Origin of the sequence: Cupriavidus sp. D39 (assembly GCF_026627925.1) — a bacterium.
Lineage (GTDB): Bacteria > Pseudomonadota > Gammaproteobacteria > Burkholderiales > Burkholderiaceae > Cupriavidus > Cupriavidus ulmosensis.
Map to the genome: position 1 here is coordinate 1,146,224 of NZ_JAPNLE010000009.1, position 14,118 is coordinate 1,160,341.

The 14,118-nt window shown below is 66.8% G+C and carries 14 protein-coding genes and 2 pseudogenes; 6 read left to right on the forward strand and 10 right to left on the reverse strand.

The genetic code is table 11. From position 1 onward, the window contains the following. Positions 1–252: 252 nt before the first annotated feature. The gene (gene egtB / locus OMK73_RS17170) at positions 253–1,542 is read left to right on the forward strand and encodes an ergothioneine biosynthesis protein EgtB (RefSeq protein ID WP_267603064.1); all 1,290 of its coding nucleotides are present in this window, start codon (positions 253–255) and stop codon (positions 1,540–1,542) included. 352 nt (positions 1,543–1,894) lie between these two features. Here the strand turns inward: egtB and OMK73_RS17175 are convergent, their stop codons facing one another. From OMK73_RS17175 to mltG, 7 genes and pseudogenes are all read right to left on the reverse strand, one after another. Continuing rightward, complete coding sequence (locus OMK73_RS17175) at positions 1,895–2,584, reverse strand: ankyrin repeat domain-containing protein (protein WP_267603065.1); 690 nt, start codon at positions 2,582–2,584, stop codon at positions 1,895–1,897. A 1-nt stretch (position 2,585) separates the two neighbouring features. Further along, positions 2,586–3,378, reverse strand: a pseudogene (locus OMK73_RS17180) (TatD family hydrolase). 107 nt (positions 3,379–3,485) lie between these two features. After that, positions 3,486–4,007, reverse strand: coding sequence for a GNAT family N-acetyltransferase (locus OMK73_RS17185; RefSeq protein WP_267603066.1), 522 nt, complete (start codon positions 4,005–4,007; stop codon positions 3,486–3,488). 84 nt (positions 4,008–4,091) lie between these two features. Beyond that, positions 4,092–4,529 (reverse strand): PilZ domain-containing protein, encoded by a 438-nt coding sequence (locus OMK73_RS17190; protein WP_267603067.1) that lies wholly within the window; start codon positions 4,527–4,529, stop codon positions 4,092–4,094. A 64-nt stretch (positions 4,530–4,593) separates the two neighbouring features. Further along, on the reverse strand, positions 4,594–5,601 hold the full coding sequence (locus tag OMK73_RS17195; RefSeq protein WP_267603068.1) for a DNA polymerase III subunit delta': 1,008 nt from the start codon (positions 5,599–5,601) through the stop codon (positions 4,594–4,596). Between the two features lie 117 nt (positions 5,602–5,718). Continuing rightward, on the reverse strand, positions 5,719–6,333 hold the full coding sequence (gene tmk / locus OMK73_RS17200) for a dTMP kinase (RefSeq protein ID WP_267603069.1): 615 nt from the start codon (positions 6,331–6,333) through the stop codon (positions 5,719–5,721). An 8-nt stretch (positions 6,334–6,341) separates the two neighbouring features. Then, positions 6,342–7,337, reverse strand: a complete 996-nt coding sequence (gene mltG, locus OMK73_RS17205) for an endolytic transglycosylase MltG (RefSeq protein ID WP_267603070.1) — start codon at positions 7,335–7,337, stop codon at positions 6,342–6,344. A 188-nt stretch (positions 7,338–7,525) separates the two neighbouring features. Here mltG and OMK73_RS17210 point away from each other — a divergent pair, with 188 nt between their 5' ends. From OMK73_RS17210 to OMK73_RS17220, 3 genes and pseudogenes are all read left to right on the forward strand, one after another. Next, a complete protein-coding gene (locus tag OMK73_RS17210) occupies positions 7,526–8,521 on the forward strand; it encodes a YgfZ/GcvT domain-containing protein (protein WP_267603072.1) in 996 nt (331 codons plus the stop codon). Between the two features lie 31 nt (positions 8,522–8,552). Next, positions 8,553–8,843: a DUF4936 family protein gene (locus OMK73_RS17215; RefSeq protein WP_150990383.1), complete on the forward strand. Its 291-nt coding sequence runs from the start codon at positions 8,553–8,555 to the stop codon at positions 8,841–8,843. Between the two features lie 114 nt (positions 8,844–8,957). Next, positions 8,958–9,783: pseudogene (locus OMK73_RS17220) on the forward strand (NRDE family protein). 10 nt (positions 9,784–9,793) lie between these two features. Here OMK73_RS17220 and OMK73_RS17230 read toward each other — a convergent pair. Continuing rightward, positions 9,794–10,276: a hypothetical protein gene (locus OMK73_RS17230; RefSeq protein WP_267603077.1), complete on the reverse strand. Its 483-nt coding sequence runs from the start codon at positions 10,274–10,276 to the stop codon at positions 9,794–9,796. 90 nt (positions 10,277–10,366) lie between these two features. Then, the gene (locus OMK73_RS17235; RefSeq protein ID WP_267603078.1) at positions 10,367–11,266 is read right to left on the reverse strand and encodes a LysR substrate-binding domain-containing protein; all 900 of its coding nucleotides are present in this window, start codon (positions 11,264–11,266) and stop codon (positions 10,367–10,369) included. Positions 11,267–11,422: 156 nt separating this feature from the next. Between OMK73_RS17235 and OMK73_RS17240 the strand changes: the two genes are divergently transcribed. Further along, positions 11,423–12,694 (forward strand): MFS transporter, encoded by a 1,272-nt coding sequence (locus OMK73_RS17240; protein ID WP_267606416.1) that lies wholly within the window; start codon positions 11,423–11,425, stop codon positions 12,692–12,694. A 20-nt stretch (positions 12,695–12,714) separates the two neighbouring features. Here the strand turns inward: OMK73_RS17240 and OMK73_RS17245 are convergent, their stop codons facing one another. Continuing rightward, a complete protein-coding gene (locus OMK73_RS17245) occupies positions 12,715–13,140 on the reverse strand; it encodes a GNAT family N-acetyltransferase (protein ID WP_267603080.1) in 426 nt (141 codons plus the stop codon). Between the two features lie 209 nt (positions 13,141–13,349). On the opposite strand from OMK73_RS17245, the gene OMK73_RS17250 reads away from it, so the two are divergent. Next, on the forward strand, positions 13,350–14,102 hold the full coding sequence (locus tag OMK73_RS17250) for a FadR/GntR family transcriptional regulator (RefSeq protein WP_267603082.1): 753 nt from the start codon (positions 13,350–13,352) through the stop codon (positions 14,100–14,102). Positions 14,103–14,118: the final 16 nt, after the last annotated feature.

Consider the following 14,118-nt stretch of genomic DNA (forward strand, 5'->3'; position numbering starts at 1 on the left):
GCCCGCGTGTCTTGCAGCGCCGCGCCCTGCTATGGATTCGTGTAGGCGCGAGCCTGCTATGCCCACCGCGCGATCGGGTCTATGATGGTTCCGAACGCCTTAGCGGTTTCGGTGCATGTCCATCCAGGGGGAAGCCCGCGCGGCCTTGTTGTGCAGGCCTGGGTCGGAACCTGTCCGCAATCCACACGCCACGGCCAGCCGCAGCCCAAAGCGGCATCCGCGGCAGATGCATAGTCCGATCCGGGAGCCCGCATGTCCTCTGCCCTGCTGCCTGCCAGCGCCGTGCATCCGCCGCACGAGCCAGCCCTGCTGTCCAAGTACCGCCACGTACGCGCGGCCACCGAGGCCATGGTCGCCGACATCACCGACGCCGACGCCACGGTGCAGTCCATGGACGACGCCAGCCCCGCCAAATGGCATCTGGCGCATACCACCTGGTTCTTCGAGGAGTTCGTGCTGACGGCGCGTATCCCGGACTACGAGCCGCTGGATCCGCAGTATCGCTACCTGTTCAACTCCTACTACGAATCCGTCGGCGCCCGCCACCCGCGGCCACGCCGCGGCCTGCTGTCGCGGCCGTCGCTCGACGAGATCCTGGCTTACCGCGAGGCCGTCGACGAAACCATGCTCGGGCTGCTGACCAGCGCGCAGACCGATGCCGAGGCGGCGCTGATCGAGCTTGGCCTGAACCACGAGCAACAGCACCAGGAGCTGCTGCTGACCGACATCCTGCATCTGTTCGCACAAAACCCGCTGAAGCCGGCCTTCGCGCCGGAGCTGCTGGCGCCCGTGATCGCCGATCCGCGCCCGGCTGCGGAATGGATCCGCTTTGCCGGCGGCGTGGTCGCCATCGGCCATGACCGCGACGGCTTTGCCTTCGATTGCGAAGGCCCGCGCCACAACGTGCTGCTGCAGCCGTACCAGCTGTGCTCGCACCCGGTCAGCAACCACCAGTGGTTCGAATTTATCGAGGATGGCGCCTACCGTACCGCCGGGCTATGGCTGTCGGATGGATGGCGCTGGGTGTGCGAACAGGGCATCGAGGCGCCGCTGTACTGGGAGGAGCGCGAAGGCACCTGGTGGCAAATGAGCCTGCGCGGCATGCAGCCGGTGGATCCGGACAGCCCGGTCACGCATATCAGCTTCTATGAGGCCGATGCCTTTGCCCGCTGGGCCGAGCGCCGCCTGCCCACCGAGGCGGAATGGGAGCACGCCGTGCGCAACCTGCCGGCTACCGGGAATTTTGTCGAGGGACGCGTGCTTCGGCCCCTGCCCGATCGCCAGAATACGTCCGGCGTGTTGCGGCAGATGTTTGGCGACGTGTGGGAATGGACTGCCAGCCCCTTCCAGCCCTACCCGGGCTTCCGGCCTAGCGCCGGCGCGGTGGGGGAATACAACGGCAAGTTCATGTGCAGCCAGATGGTGCTGCGCGGCGGTTCCTGCGTCACGCCGGAATCGCATATCCGCGCCAGTTACCGCAATTTCTTCTACCCGCACCAGCGCTGGCAGTTCACCGGCATGCGGCTGGCCGACGACGCTTGAAAGTCTGAACGCGTGGGCGCTTGGGCAAGAACCAAGCAAAAACGCGCCGGGTTTTAGCCCGGCGCGTCAGCTTGATGACAAAGCCGGATCTGCGTTGTCGTGCTCCCCTCTCCCACTTGTGGGAGAGGGGCTGGGGGAGAGGGCGGGCGCTCGTCACGCCTGCGTGCTGAAAAACACCTCGGGCCTCGCTTCAAGTAGCTCCTAGCTAAGCCACCCCTCTCCCCAGCCCTCTCCCCCTGAGGGGAGAGGGAGAAATAGCCGTCGTCATGGCGCGCGGCTTTGGCCCGTTCGGCGGCTTCGGCTAATGCATCAGGTTTGTCAGCGGTTTTAGCCTGGCGCGTTTTTCTTCATCTCAGTTCCAGCCCTTTTGCGGAGGCTGCGAGCTTAACGGCGTCTGCGGATACAGCTTCTGCCAGCGCGACCTCAGTCCGTCCGCGATCTCCTTCTGGTGATAGCGCTCGGCAAAGTCGATCACGGTCATGCCCTGCTGGTTCTTCAGCCGCATGTCGGCGCCTTCGTCGAGCAGCAGCTTGACCGTCTCGATATGCCCGCCGCGCGCCGCCATCATCAGCGGCGTGCTGCCGTTGGGGCTTTCCGCGTCGATATAGGCAGCATGGTCGACCAGAAACTTGACGATCTCATTGTTGCCGTTGGTCGCCGCGTAATGCAGCGGCGTCCAGCCCGTCTTGTTGATCTCGACCTCCATCTGGTCGACCATCAGCTTGACCAGGCCCAGCTCGTTCTGCAGGCTGGCCATCATCAGCGGTGTCTCGCCGGCCGCATTGGCCTTGTCGAAATCGATGTCCTTCGCGCGGATCAGCGCCTCCGCCACCTTCAGCGACTTCTCGCGCAACGCCACCACCAGCATGGGATTGCCCTTGGCATCCACCAGGTTGGGATTGACCCCGCGCGCCAACATCTTCTGGGCCGCCTTGACGTCATCGAACTCCACCGCATGGCGCATATCGTCGACAGGCGTGGCCCAGGCCATGGTGCCTGCCAGCATGGCGGCGACAGCGGCGAGGTGTCGGACAGATTTCATGTTAAGCATGAGATTTCCTATCTATATGCTTGAAAAGACGGAAGAAATTATCCGATGTACGCTCCGCCAGTTCCTCAACCGGGATGCCGCGCAGGTTGGCGATGAACTCGCCCACGTGGCGCACCCAGGCCGGCTGGTTGGTCTTGCCACGGTATGGCACGGGCGCCAGGTATGGCGAATCGGTCTCGATCAACATGCGGTCCAGCGGGATCTTGCGCGCGGTTTCCTGCAACTCCACCGCGTTCTTGAAGGTGACGATACCGGAGAACGAGATGTGGAAACCCTGATCCAGCGATTGCCGGGCGACCTCCCAGTTCTCGGTGAAACAATGCATCACCCCCGGCTTCGCCCGCGCTTTCCTCGCGCATCACGCGCAGGGTGTCTTCGACAGACGAACGGGTATGGATGATCAGGGGCTTGCCAGTCTGCCGCGCGGCGCGGATATGGGTGCGGAAACGCTCCCGCTGCCACTCCATGTCGGCGATGCTGCGGCCTTCGAGCCGGTAATAGTCGAGCCCGGTTTCGCCGGTGCCGACCACCCGCGGATGCGCCGACAGCGCCAGCAGGCGCTCCAGCGTGGGCTCCTCGCCCTCCTCGTAGTCGGGATGCACGCCGACGGTGGCGTACAGGTGCGGATGCTGCTCGGCGAGTGCCAGCACGCGCGGGAAGTCTTCCAGCGTGACCGAGATGCACAGGGCATGCGTCACCTGGTTGGCGCGCATGTTCTCAAGCAATTCGGGCAGGCGCTCGGCCAGTTCGGGGAAATCTAGATGGCAGTGGGAATCGACAAACATTGGGGCGGTTTCCGGAGAGAGACGCCGCCGCGGGCGGCGCCACCCGCCATTGTATATGGTCGTGCCAGCGCGCCAGCCGCATGGCCGCGCCTGGCTCGCGTGCGGTCCTACTCAGCCGGCTTCGTCAGATGCCGGCCAAGGATGATCAGGTCGCGTTCGACCCCATCGAGCACGGCCACGCGCGGCAGGTTGCCCCAGCGCTCGAAGCCCAGCGAGGCGAACAGGACCAGGCTGGGCGCGTTATGGCCAAAGACGAAGCCCAGCAACGTGTTGACCCCGATCTGCGGCGCATGCGCGATAGCCTGCTGCAACAGGTAGCGCCCCAGGCCCTGCCCGCGGCGGGTGGCGTCCAGGTAGATCGAGACTTCGGCGGTGGCGCCGTAGGCCGGGCGTCCGTAGAAGTCGGAAAAACTGAGCCAGCCGGCCATGCGCCCTTCACCGTCCTCGGCCACCCACAATGGACGTCGCTCAGGCTGATGCTCGTCGAACCAGGCCTGGCGCGATTCCACCGCCACGGGCTCGGTGTCCGCCGTGACCATGCGCGAAGCGACGGTGCTGTTGTAGATGGCAACGATGTTGGCCAGGTCGCGCTGCAGCGCGGGACGGACGGTAAAGGCGGTATCACGCATTGTTGAATTTCTTCTAGGACAGACTAAACAAGTCTTGGAAAAAACCAGCTACATCAAAGACTTAAGCCACAAATCTAAGGTCAGCTATAACGTCTGGCTGGGCCGGCCGGACTCAATGGTCTTGCCCAGGATCTCTTCCACCGCGCGGCGCAGGTTGCGGCCGTTGTCGTCATCCGGCAGGTGAATCCCGATGCCGGGCGTCTTGTTGGGCGTGCCAACCGGGGTAATCCATGCCACCTGGCCGGCGATCTGGTACTTCTGCGGCCGGTCCAGCAGCGAGAGCACCAGGAAGACCTGCTCGCCCAGCCGAAAGGGACGGTTGCTCGGGACAAAGATCCCGCCGCGATGCAGGAAAGGCATGTAGGCCGCGTAGAGGCCCGCCTGGTCCTTGATCGACAACGAAAGCACGTTGGGCCGGGAAGCTGCGCCCGGGACCGTCGGTGCCCCGATGCCGCCGGCGGCGGCCAAGCCTGCGGCCCCGGGAACGCTGGCGCCCCGTGCCCCTGTCACGTCTGTGTTCATCACTGACCCCTTGTTACTGACTTTTGGCCTTCAGGCCATATTGGACTTGTTCAACGAATTCGACTTACTGAAACAACTGCCGGTATTCCAGAAACACGGACTCCATCACCAGGCGAGCCGCCAGCGGATGGTTCTCGCTGCGGCGGTGGCCCACCAGCCGCGTGGAGAACGCCTGCAACCGGTGTGCATCCGTAGCCTGTGCGCAACGCGCCAGGGCAGCCTGCTCGCGCGGAAAATAACGCGGCCCCGGGGTTGCGGCCAAGCGGGCCGACAGCAGATCGTACGTCCAGCGCTGCAGGATGCCAAGCACCGACGGTACGGGCAGCTTCTGCACCTGCTCGGCGGCCGCCAGCGCATCGAAGCCGGCGCCCGCGCCAAGCTGGCTCACCAGCCAGCGCTGCATCGGCTGCTCCTCTGCCTCGGCGGCATGCAGCGCGGTCAGCGGCGAGCCTCCGGCCAGCGCCAGCTGCGCCTCGGCGTCCCCCACGCCCTGGCTGCTCAGCCAGCGCATGGCAGCGTCGGCCGTAGGCCGTTGTACGGAAAACTGGCGGCAGCGCGACAGGATGGTGGGCAGCACGCGGTCCAGCCGGTCGGTCACCAGCAGGAACACGGTGGACGGCGGCGGCTCCTCCAGCGTCTTGAGCAAGGCGTTGGCGCCTTCATGCTGCAAGGCGTCGAGCGGATAGACCACCACCAGGCGCCGCCCGGCGCGGTGCGTGCCGATGCCGACCGTTTCGATCAGGGCCCGCACCTGCTCCATGCGGATAACCTTGCTGGGCGCTTTCTTCTTGCCGCTTTCATCCGTCTCCGCGTCGCCCGCCGCCTCCATGGCCTCCGGGCGCACCACGCTGAAGTCCGGATGGTTGCCCTGGCTGAACCAGTGGCAAGCGGGGCATGTGCCACAAGGCTGGCCATCGGGGCGCGGCGTCTCGCACAGCAGCCCCTGTGCAAAATGCAGCGCCAGGTCGCGCTTGCCGATGCCTTGCTGGCCGTGAATGAGCAAGGCATGCGGGAGCCGCTCGCGCAGCGCGTTCAGCCGTTGCCAGTCTTCTTTCTGCCAGGGATAAAGCATGCGGATCAGTGAGTTAGGGTTGAAACTTGGTGTGACTACGCAGGTAGCGCGAGCGACAGGCGACGGCGGGCTCGGCCAGTCCCACCATGATCACGATTCTCGAATAATGCTGCCAATTCAAAGTGTTGCGAGGATTTTCTCAAGCTCTACCTGAATCTCGGGAATGCTCCGGGTGGCGTCGATGACCCGGAAACGCTGCGGGGACTCCGCCGCGCGGCGCAGGTACTCCTGCCGCGTGCGCTCGAAGAAGGCGCGCGATTCGGCCTCGAACTTGTCGGGCTCGCGGGCGCCGGCCAGGCGCGCGCTGGCGGTTTCCAGCGGCACATCGAACAGCAGCGTGAGATCGGGCTGCAGGCCATCCTGCACCCAGGTTTCCAGCACTTCGAGCCGTGCGCGCGGCAGGCCCCGGCCACCGCCCTGGTAGGCAAAAGTGGCATCGGTGAAGCGGTCGGAAACCACCCAGTCGCCGCGCGTCAGGGCGGGTTCGATGACCTCGGCAATATGTTCGCGGCGGGCGGCGAACATCAGCAAGGCCTCTGTTTCAAGGTGCATCTTGCGATGCAGCAGCAACTGCCGCAGATCCTCGCCAAGCGGGGTGCCGCCGGGCTCGCGGGTGGTGACCACGGGTGCGATGCCCGCCAGGCGGGCACGCAGGCGGTCCGCCACCCATTCCACGTGGGTGCTCTTGCCGGCACCGTCGATGCCTTCGAATGTGATGAATTTTCCGCGCATGGGGAGACTTATTTGCCGCGCTGGTATTTATCTACCGCGCGGTTGTGTTCGGGAAGCGAGTTGGAGAAATGGCTGCTGCCGTCGCCGCGCGCCACGAAATACAGTGCGTCGGACGGGGCCGGCGCGGTGGCGGCGGCCAGCGAGGCCAGCCCGGGCAATGCGATCGGGGTGGGCGGCAGGCCGTTGCGTGTGTAGGTATTGTAAGGGGTGTCGGCCTGCAGGTCGCGCTTGCGGATATTGCCCTCGAACGCTTCGCCCATGCCGTAGATCACCGTAGGATCGGTCTGCAGCATCATGCCCTTCTTGAGCCGGTTGACGAACACGGCGGCAATCAGCGCTCGCTCGGCCTGCTGGCCGGTTTCCTTCTCCACGATCGAGGCCATGATCAGCGCATCATAAGGCGACTTGTACGGCAGGTCGGGCGCCCTGGCGTTCCAGGCGTCCGTCAGCCGGCGCTGCATGGCGCGATAGGCATGCTTGTACAGTTCGAGATCGCTGCTGCCACGGGCGAACAGGTAGGTGTCGGGGAAGAACAGGCCCTCCGGCCCCGGCTCGGGCGCGCCGATGGCCTTCATCAATTCTGCGTCAGACAGGCCGCGGCTATCGTGCTTGAGCGCCGGGTGCGCATCCACGGCGGCGCGCATCTTGCGGAATTCCCAGCCTTCGATGACGGTCAGCACATAGTGGTTGACCTCGCCCCGGGCGATCTTGCCGATCACCGACAGCGGCGTAGCGCTATTGTCGAACTCGTAGCCGCCGGCCTTGAGGTCGGCGCCGTGGCCGGTAAGCCGCACCAGCAGCGCAAACAGGCGAGGGTCCATCTGCACACCGCCGCGCTGGATCTGGCGGCCAACGCTGGCCACGCTGGAGTTAGGCTTGATCACCACCTCGATGGGCGAGGCAGTCAGCGTGAGCGGACGATTGGCCCACCAGGCAAAGGCGCCGGCGGCGGCAATCGTAAAAATCACGGCGACCAGCACCAGCCGCAGGAAAAGACGTTTCATGTAAAGAGAGAGTAGCGGCGCACAATGCACCGCGGCAAAGCCGGGCTCACCCAGTGATGACCATGGGCATCCCGGCTGAAATGGCGACAGCCTCATATAATACCGGGAGCCTTGCACCTTTAGCCGCTTGTAGCTCCTTGCACCTTCCATCCGGCGCATCCGTGCGCCCCTTGCTTGCGATACCTGCCATGAATGCCCCTGCCCCAGACCGTGCCACCCAGTTCGAAGCCGTGCGTCAAAGCGGAGTCGTCTGCCGCCCCGCGCACCTGGGCCTGATCCGGGTTGCCGGCGAAGACGCCGGCAGTTTCCTGCATACCCAGCTGACCAATGCCGTGGACGACCTGGCCGCCGGCACCGCCCGCCTGGCCGGCTACTGCTCGCCCAAGGGCCGGCTGCTGGCCAGCTTCCTGATATGGCGTGACGAGGAAGGCATCGTCCTGCAGCTGTCCGCAGACCTGCAGCCCGCTATCCAGAAGCGCTTGTCGATGTTCGTGCTGCGCGCCAAGGCCAAGCTGTCCGATCTCACGCCGGCCCGCGCCGTGCTGGGTGTGGCGGGCGCCAGTGGCGCCGCCGCCCTGCAGGCGGCAGGCCTGCCCGCGCCGGCCGAGCCCTGGGACAGCGCCGCGGCTGCCAGCGCCACCGTGATCCGGCTGCCCGACGGCGCCGGCCTGCCGCGCTGGCAGGTGGTGCTGCCGGCCGAACAGGCCGACGAAGTCCAGGCTGCGCTGTCGGCACAACTGGTGCCGGTGGATGCCGTGGTGTGGGACTGGCTGGAAGTACAGGCCGGCGTGCCGCGCATCGCCGTTGCCACGCAGGAGCAGTTCGTGCCACAGATGATCAACCTGGAGCTGGTCGGCGGCGTGAGCTTTCGCAAGGGCTGCTATCCGGGTCAGGAAATCGTCGCGCGCAGCCAGTACCGCGGCACGCTCAAGCGCCGCATGTGGCTGATCCATGGCGAAGGCGAGGTGCCGGCCGCGGCCACCGAGATCTTCCGCCCCGAGGATCCTGAGCAGCCCTGCGGCATGTTGGTCAATGCCGCCGCCGCGCCGCAAGGCGGCTGGGACGGCCTGGCCGAACTGAAGATCGATGCGGCGGGTGGCGCCCTGCACCTGGGCAGCGCTACCGGCAGCCCGGTGCGCGTGGGCGAGCTGCCCTACGCGGTCCCGTTCGGCGACGCCGCCTGAGTCCCTGGCAATAGCCATACTGGGAATAACCATGAGCGACCACCTTTACGTCTATTTCCGGGTACCCGAAGCCCGTGCCGATGAGGCCATTGCGCACTGGCACCGCTGGATGGAGACCGTTGCCGAAGCGAGCGGAATTGGTGGTACGCTCTTACGCAGGCCCGAGGCGCGCGACGGCATGCAGACCTGGATGGAAGCCTACGCCGATGTGCCGCCAGCCTTCGACCAGTTGCTCGATGGGCTGTGGCGGCAGAGCGGGCTGCAGCAGTGGATCAGCGGCGAGCGGCAGGTGGAGCGTTTTGTCGATATCGACCAGCTCTGATGGTGGCCGCGGAACGGCCCCGCCGCAGTGGTCCCCGAATGACGAAACCGACGATCGAATCGCAGACAATGCAGTGAATGTGGCAACCGCAGTGAATGCAGCAAAGGAAGCGCTATGTGCTTGATTCTGGTGGCCTGGCAATCGCACCCGGACTATGCCCTGGTGGTGGCCGGCAACCGCGACGAGTTCTACGCCCGCCCGGCGTCGCCTGTGCATTGGTGGGAAGACGCCCCCAGGTGCTGGCCGGCCGCGACCTGGCGGAAGTGATCGGCGAGCCGGGCACCTGGATGGGCCTGGCCGGCGACGGCCGCTTTGCCGCCCTGACCAACTACCGCGCCCCTTCCGAAAAACGCACCGATGCCCGCTCGCGCGGCGAGCTGGTAGCCGGGTTCCTGCGAGGCGACAGCAACCCCCAATCCTATCTGTCCGGGCTGACGCCCCGTAGCGGCGTCTACAACGGATTCAACCTGCTGGCGTGTGACCTGCGCGAGCTCTGGTGGTACAGCAACCGTGGCGCATCGCCCTATCCGCAGCGCCTCAAGCCCGGCATCTACGGCCTGTCCAACGCCTTGCTGGATACGCCATGGCCCAAGGTGCGCAGCCGCGTCGGCGCGCTCGCCGAGACCCTGGCCGCCGATACCGGCTTGGCCGGCGCCAGCATCGAGCCCTATCTGGACCTGCTCGCCAACGATCGCCAGGCCTTGGATTGCGAACTCCCGCGCACGGGGTGACCCCGGAGTGGGAGAAGCTGCTGTCCTCCGCCTTCATCCGCTCGCCCAGCTATGGCACCCGCGCCAGCACCGTACTGCGCGTGCGCCATGATGGCCGCTTCGAGCTCAGCGAACGCAGCTTCGACGCCAACGGCCGCACCGGCGAGGTGTCCTACCGCGGCCACCTGCGGGTGGCGCGCGACGCCGGCTCGATCCCCGCGCCGCGCTAGGGCGGCTGGCTCAGTACTGCTGGGCCGCCAAGCCGGTCGGGCGCAATGCCACGTTCAGCGCCCGGATGGCGGCGGGGTCATTGCGCACGGCCAGCAGCCATGCATCGTCGAAGTGCCCGATCTCCAGCAGTTGCATGCCGTGCGGCGCCAGTTCGCGGTTGACATGCACCAGGTAGAGTGCGGCGGGCTCCATATCGAAATCGTTGTCGTCACCGCCTAGCGGAATGCCGTCTTCGTCGTAGAGATCGTCGACGTCGATGGCCGAGACGCCGGCCGCGCGCAGCGTCGCGAGGCGCGCCACGGCTTGCACGCCCAGCGTGCTGAAATCCCGCCAGTCGACTTTCACCAGGCAATGCTCCGCGAGCCAGGGCTGCAGCCATGCGGACAGCAGGTCTTCGCCGGCAGGGGGCTCGCCCGGCGGGGCGCGGTCGAGGTCCAGGGCCGGCGTGGCATCGGCCAGGGCCTGGAGCAGGCGGGAACGGATTTCTGACATGGACGGGATCAACGCGAAAAGCGGCGGCAAAAACAAAGACCGCGATGGTACAGCGTAGACGGCTGACCGCAAGCCCCGCGTGCCATGGCTTCAGGCCGCAGCCGCCAGCCTGGCCGGCAACGCGGCCCGAACCGCCTCGCTCACGATGCCTGCCAGCCGGGCAGCGGGCGCCTCCAGCTCAGCATCCTTGCGGTAAAGCGCCAGTGCCAGCGAGGGCAGTTCGGGCAGCCCGCCCTCGCCCGGCTTCCAGGCCCTCACGGACGGCGGCAAGCCCATGTCTGTGCGGATGGTCAGCCCCAGCCCGGCCGCTGCCCCGGCCCACAGGCCGCCCAGGCTCGCGCTGCTGAAAGCCACCCGCCAGGCCATGCCGGCGCGGTCCAGCGCGGCGGTGCCGGCCGTGCGGAAACGGCACGGCGCCTCGAACGCCACCAGGGGCAGCGGGCCGCTGCCTTGCCACGGCGCGCGCGCGGCGGCGGGCCCGATCCAGCGCATCGGCAACATCGCCACCTGTTCCACATGCGGCATCCGCACGCCGTCGTCCCACGCCAGCGCCAGGTCCAGCCGGCCGGCGGCCACGCTGTCCAGCAGCTCGGTGTTGCGCGCCACGCGTGCCTCGATCTTCACCTTGGGATGCGCACGGGCGAACCGGCCCAGCACCTGGGGCAGCAGCACTTCGCCAAAATCCTGCTGCAAGCCGAACCGCACCCAGCCCTCCAACGCCACGCCGTGCACGGCGGCGGCGGCCTCGTCGTTAAGCTCCAGCAGCCTGCGTGCATAGGCCAGCATGGTCTCGCCCGCCTCCGTCAGCGCCAGTCCCCGCCCGGCCTTGCGAAAGATCGCCGTGCCCGCCTGCTCCTCCAGCTTCTTGAGCTGCGCGCTGACCGCCGAGGTGGAGCGGCCCAGCCGGTCGGCGGCCCGCGCATAGCTGCCAAGCTCCATGCCCACCACGAAGCTGCGCAGCACATCGAGGTCGAAGTTCACAGCTGCCATTGCAAACCGTCCTGTTCTTTGGGATGTTTAATCAATAATTATCTGATATTCAGGATTATTCTGGAGCGGCAGAATCAGTGCGTCAAGGCCTGCATGTGCCGCTTTCCCAAGGATGATCCCGTGCCCCGCGTTCCCGCCCCGCTCCCGTTTGCCGCTATGCCTGGCCCTGCCGGCGCAGCCCTCGCCCCACGCCACGGCCCGGGTCACCGCTGGAAAGTACTGGCCCTCGGCGTCGCGGCCAATGCCAGCTTTGCCGCCGCGTTCTCGGGCATTCCCACCACCGCGGTGCTGATGCGCGCCGGCTACCGGATCAGCGATGGCGAGCTGGGTTTTTGCCTGGGCATGATGGGGCTTGGCATTGCGGTAAGCGAAGTGCCGTGGGGCTTGCTGACCGACCGCTGGGGCGACCGCCGCGTGCTGCTGACCGGCCTGGTGGCCACCGCGCTGTGGCTGGTGCTGATGGCGGCGTTCGTGGCGCCGCTGCCGGGCCATATCCCGGGCAACGCCGTGCTGGCGCTGGGCTTGCTGATGCTGGGCCTGCTGGGTGGCAGCGTCAACGGCTCCAGCGGCCGCGCCGTGATGGCGTGGTTCCGCGAAGGCGAACGGGGCCTTGCGATGAGCATCCGCCAGACCGCGGTGCCCGCCGGTGGCGGGATTGGCGCGCTGACGCTGCCGATGCTGGCGCAGTCCTTTGGCTTTGCCGCGGTCTACGGCACACTGGCCGTGCTCTGCGGCGTCACCGTCGTATTTGCCTGGCGCTGGATGCACGAGCCGCCGGCCGGCCCGGCGCGCGCCACGTTGCCCGCAAGCGGTGCGCCCGGCAAGGCGAGCCCCGGCCCGTTGAGAAGTGCGCAGGTCTGGAGGCTGGTCAGCGGCATGGGCTTGATGTGCGTGCCGCAAGTGGCCGTGCTGACCTTCGCGACGATCTTCCTGCACGATTTCAGCCACATCGGCATTGCCGCGGCGGGCATGGCCGTGGCGGCGGTCCAGGTAGGCGCCGCCGTCATGCGGGTATGGAGCGGCCGCTGGACGGATCGCCATGGCAACCGCCGCACCTATATGCGCGCTTGCAGCTTGCTGACCTTGCTTGTGTTCGCCACGCTGGCGGGGCTGACCTGGCTGTGCGCAGCCGCACCGGGCTGGCATGCCGTGCTTACGCCGGTGCTGATGGCTTGCCTGGTGCTGGGCGGCATCTGCACTTCGGCCTGGCATGGCGTGGCCTTCACCGAGCTGGCGACGATTGCAGGTGCCAGCCGCGCGGGCACCGCGCTCGGGCTGGGCAATACCTTTGCGTTCTCGGGCTTCTTCCTGGTGCCGCTGGCGATTCCCGTAGTGGCCGCCGGCTATGGCTGGGCGGCCGTATGGCTGGCGGCCAGCGCAAGCGCGCTATTGGCGCGGCCCTTGTTTGCGCGGCAGGCCCACGCCTGACGACAAGCCGGCCATCGCGCTCAACGCAGCAATTTGCGCATTTCCACGTGAGGAATGCCGGCCTCTTCAAATTCCTCGCCGACCTGCTCGAAGCCCACTCGCGCGTAGAACGGGGCCGCATAGCTCTGCGCATTGAGCACCAGCTCGGGGTAGCCAAGCGCCGCGGCCTTGGCCATCAGGGCGTCCAGCACCATGGCGCCGACGCCGCTGCCGCGCGCGGACTTGAGCACCGCCATGCGGCCGATGTGGCCATCCGGCAGCAGGCGGCCGGTGGCCAGCGCGCTGCCGTCCTCGGCCAGCGCCAGGGCGTGCCAGCTCGGCTCATCCCATTCGTCCCATTCCAGCTCCACCGGCACGCCCTGCTCTTCGACGAAGACGGCATAGCGGATGGCGCGCGCGGTTTCGCGTGCTTCGGACCAGGGGGCGAGGCGGATGGTGATTGTCATAGGTGTTCGGTACGAAAGCGCAAAGCGCAAAGCGGTGAAAAAACAGCCAGGGGAGCGGCCCGTCATGATACTCCGGCCACAACGTGGGCAAGCGATACCAACAATTGCTGCAATGCAGCATAAATGAAGGGATAGGGGTAATTACCGATCGGCATTCCTCCCGGCAAATTTGTATGATGACCATATTACCTAATCACCTGAGGCCTCCCGTGTTCCAGAAAGTCCCGGCCCGAGCCCTGACAGACACCGTTGCTGAACAGCTGCTGGAGAAGATCGAGAACGGCGCCTTCGGCCGTGGCGACAAGCTGCCCACGGAGGCGGTGCTGTCCGAGGAATTCGGCGTCAGCCGCACCGTGATCCGCGAAGCCATCGCGAGGCTGCGCCACGAAGGCGTGGTGGAATCGCGCCAGGGCAGCGGCGTGTTCGTTACCGAGCAGGCCGGCATCCGGCCGCTGCGGATCGACTACACCGATGTGGCCACGCTGGAATCCGTGCTGCACATCGTGGAATTGCGCCGGGCCATCGAGGCTGAGGTGGCGGCCCAGGCGGCGCGCGACCGCACCGATGCCAGCATGATGGCCATCGACTCTGCACTGGCCCGCATCGACGCCGAGGAAGCCGCCGGCGGCGATGGCGTGGCTGCCGACGTGGCCTTTCACCGGACCATCGCGGAGGCCACCGGCAATCCGTTCTTTCTCAAGACGCTGGCGTTCCTGAGCCAGTACCTGGAAACCGCTACCCGTGTGACCCGTACCAACGAGGCGCGCCGCGCGGATTTCTCGCGCCAGGTGCGCGAGGAACACCAGGCCATCGTGGCCGCCATCCGCGCCGGCGACGCGCTGGCCGCGCGCAACGCGGCCGAGACCCATATGTACAACGCGGCGCGGCGCCTGTCCCATGGCGGGCAGCCCGACACCGCCACCGACCTTGCCGACGCGCCCGCGCGCGGCCTCTCCCACTGATCCACTGATCCACTGA

Coding starts and splice junctions, on each gene's coding strand:
- egtB (WP_267603064.1), top strand. CDS start 253: ATGTCCTCTGCCCTGCTGCCTGCCAGCGCCGTGCATCCGCCGCACGAG.
- OMK73_RS17175 (WP_267603065.1), bottom strand. CDS start 2,584: ATGAAATCTGTCCGACACCTCGCCGCTGTCGCCGCCATGCTGGCAGGC.
- OMK73_RS17185 (WP_267603066.1), bottom strand. CDS start 4,007: ATGCGTGATACCGCCTTTACCGTCCGTCCCGCGCTGCAGCGCGACCTG.
- OMK73_RS17190 (WP_267603067.1), bottom strand. CDS start 4,529: ATGAACACAGACGTGACAGGGGCACGGGGCGCCAGCGTTCCCGGGGCC.
- OMK73_RS17195 (WP_267603068.1), bottom strand. CDS start 5,601: ATGCTTTATCCCTGGCAGAAAGAAGACTGGCAACGGCTGAACGCGCTG.
- tmk (WP_267603069.1), bottom strand. CDS start 6,333: ATGCGCGGAAAATTCATCACATTCGAAGGCATCGACGGTGCCGGCAAG.
- mltG (WP_267603070.1), bottom strand. CDS start 7,337: ATGAAACGTCTTTTCCTGCGGCTGGTGCTGGTCGCCGTGATTTTTACG.
- OMK73_RS17210 (WP_267603072.1), top strand. CDS start 7,526: ATGAATGCCCCTGCCCCAGACCGTGCCACCCAGTTCGAAGCCGTGCGT.
- OMK73_RS17215 (WP_150990383.1), top strand. CDS start 8,553: ATGAGCGACCACCTTTACGTCTATTTCCGGGTACCCGAAGCCCGTGCC.
- OMK73_RS17230 (WP_267603077.1), bottom strand. CDS start 10,276: ATGTCAGAAATCCGTTCCCGCCTGCTCCAGGCCCTGGCCGATGCCACG.
- OMK73_RS17235 (WP_267603078.1), bottom strand. CDS start 11,266: ATGGCAGCTGTGAACTTCGACCTCGATGTGCTGCGCAGCTTCGTGGTG.
- OMK73_RS17240 (WP_267606416.1), top strand. CDS start 11,423: ATGCCTGGCCCTGCCGGCGCAGCCCTCGCCCCACGCCACGGCCCGGGT.
- OMK73_RS17245 (WP_267603080.1), bottom strand. CDS start 13,140: ATGACAATCACCATCCGCCTCGCCCCCTGGTCCGAAGCACGCGAAACC.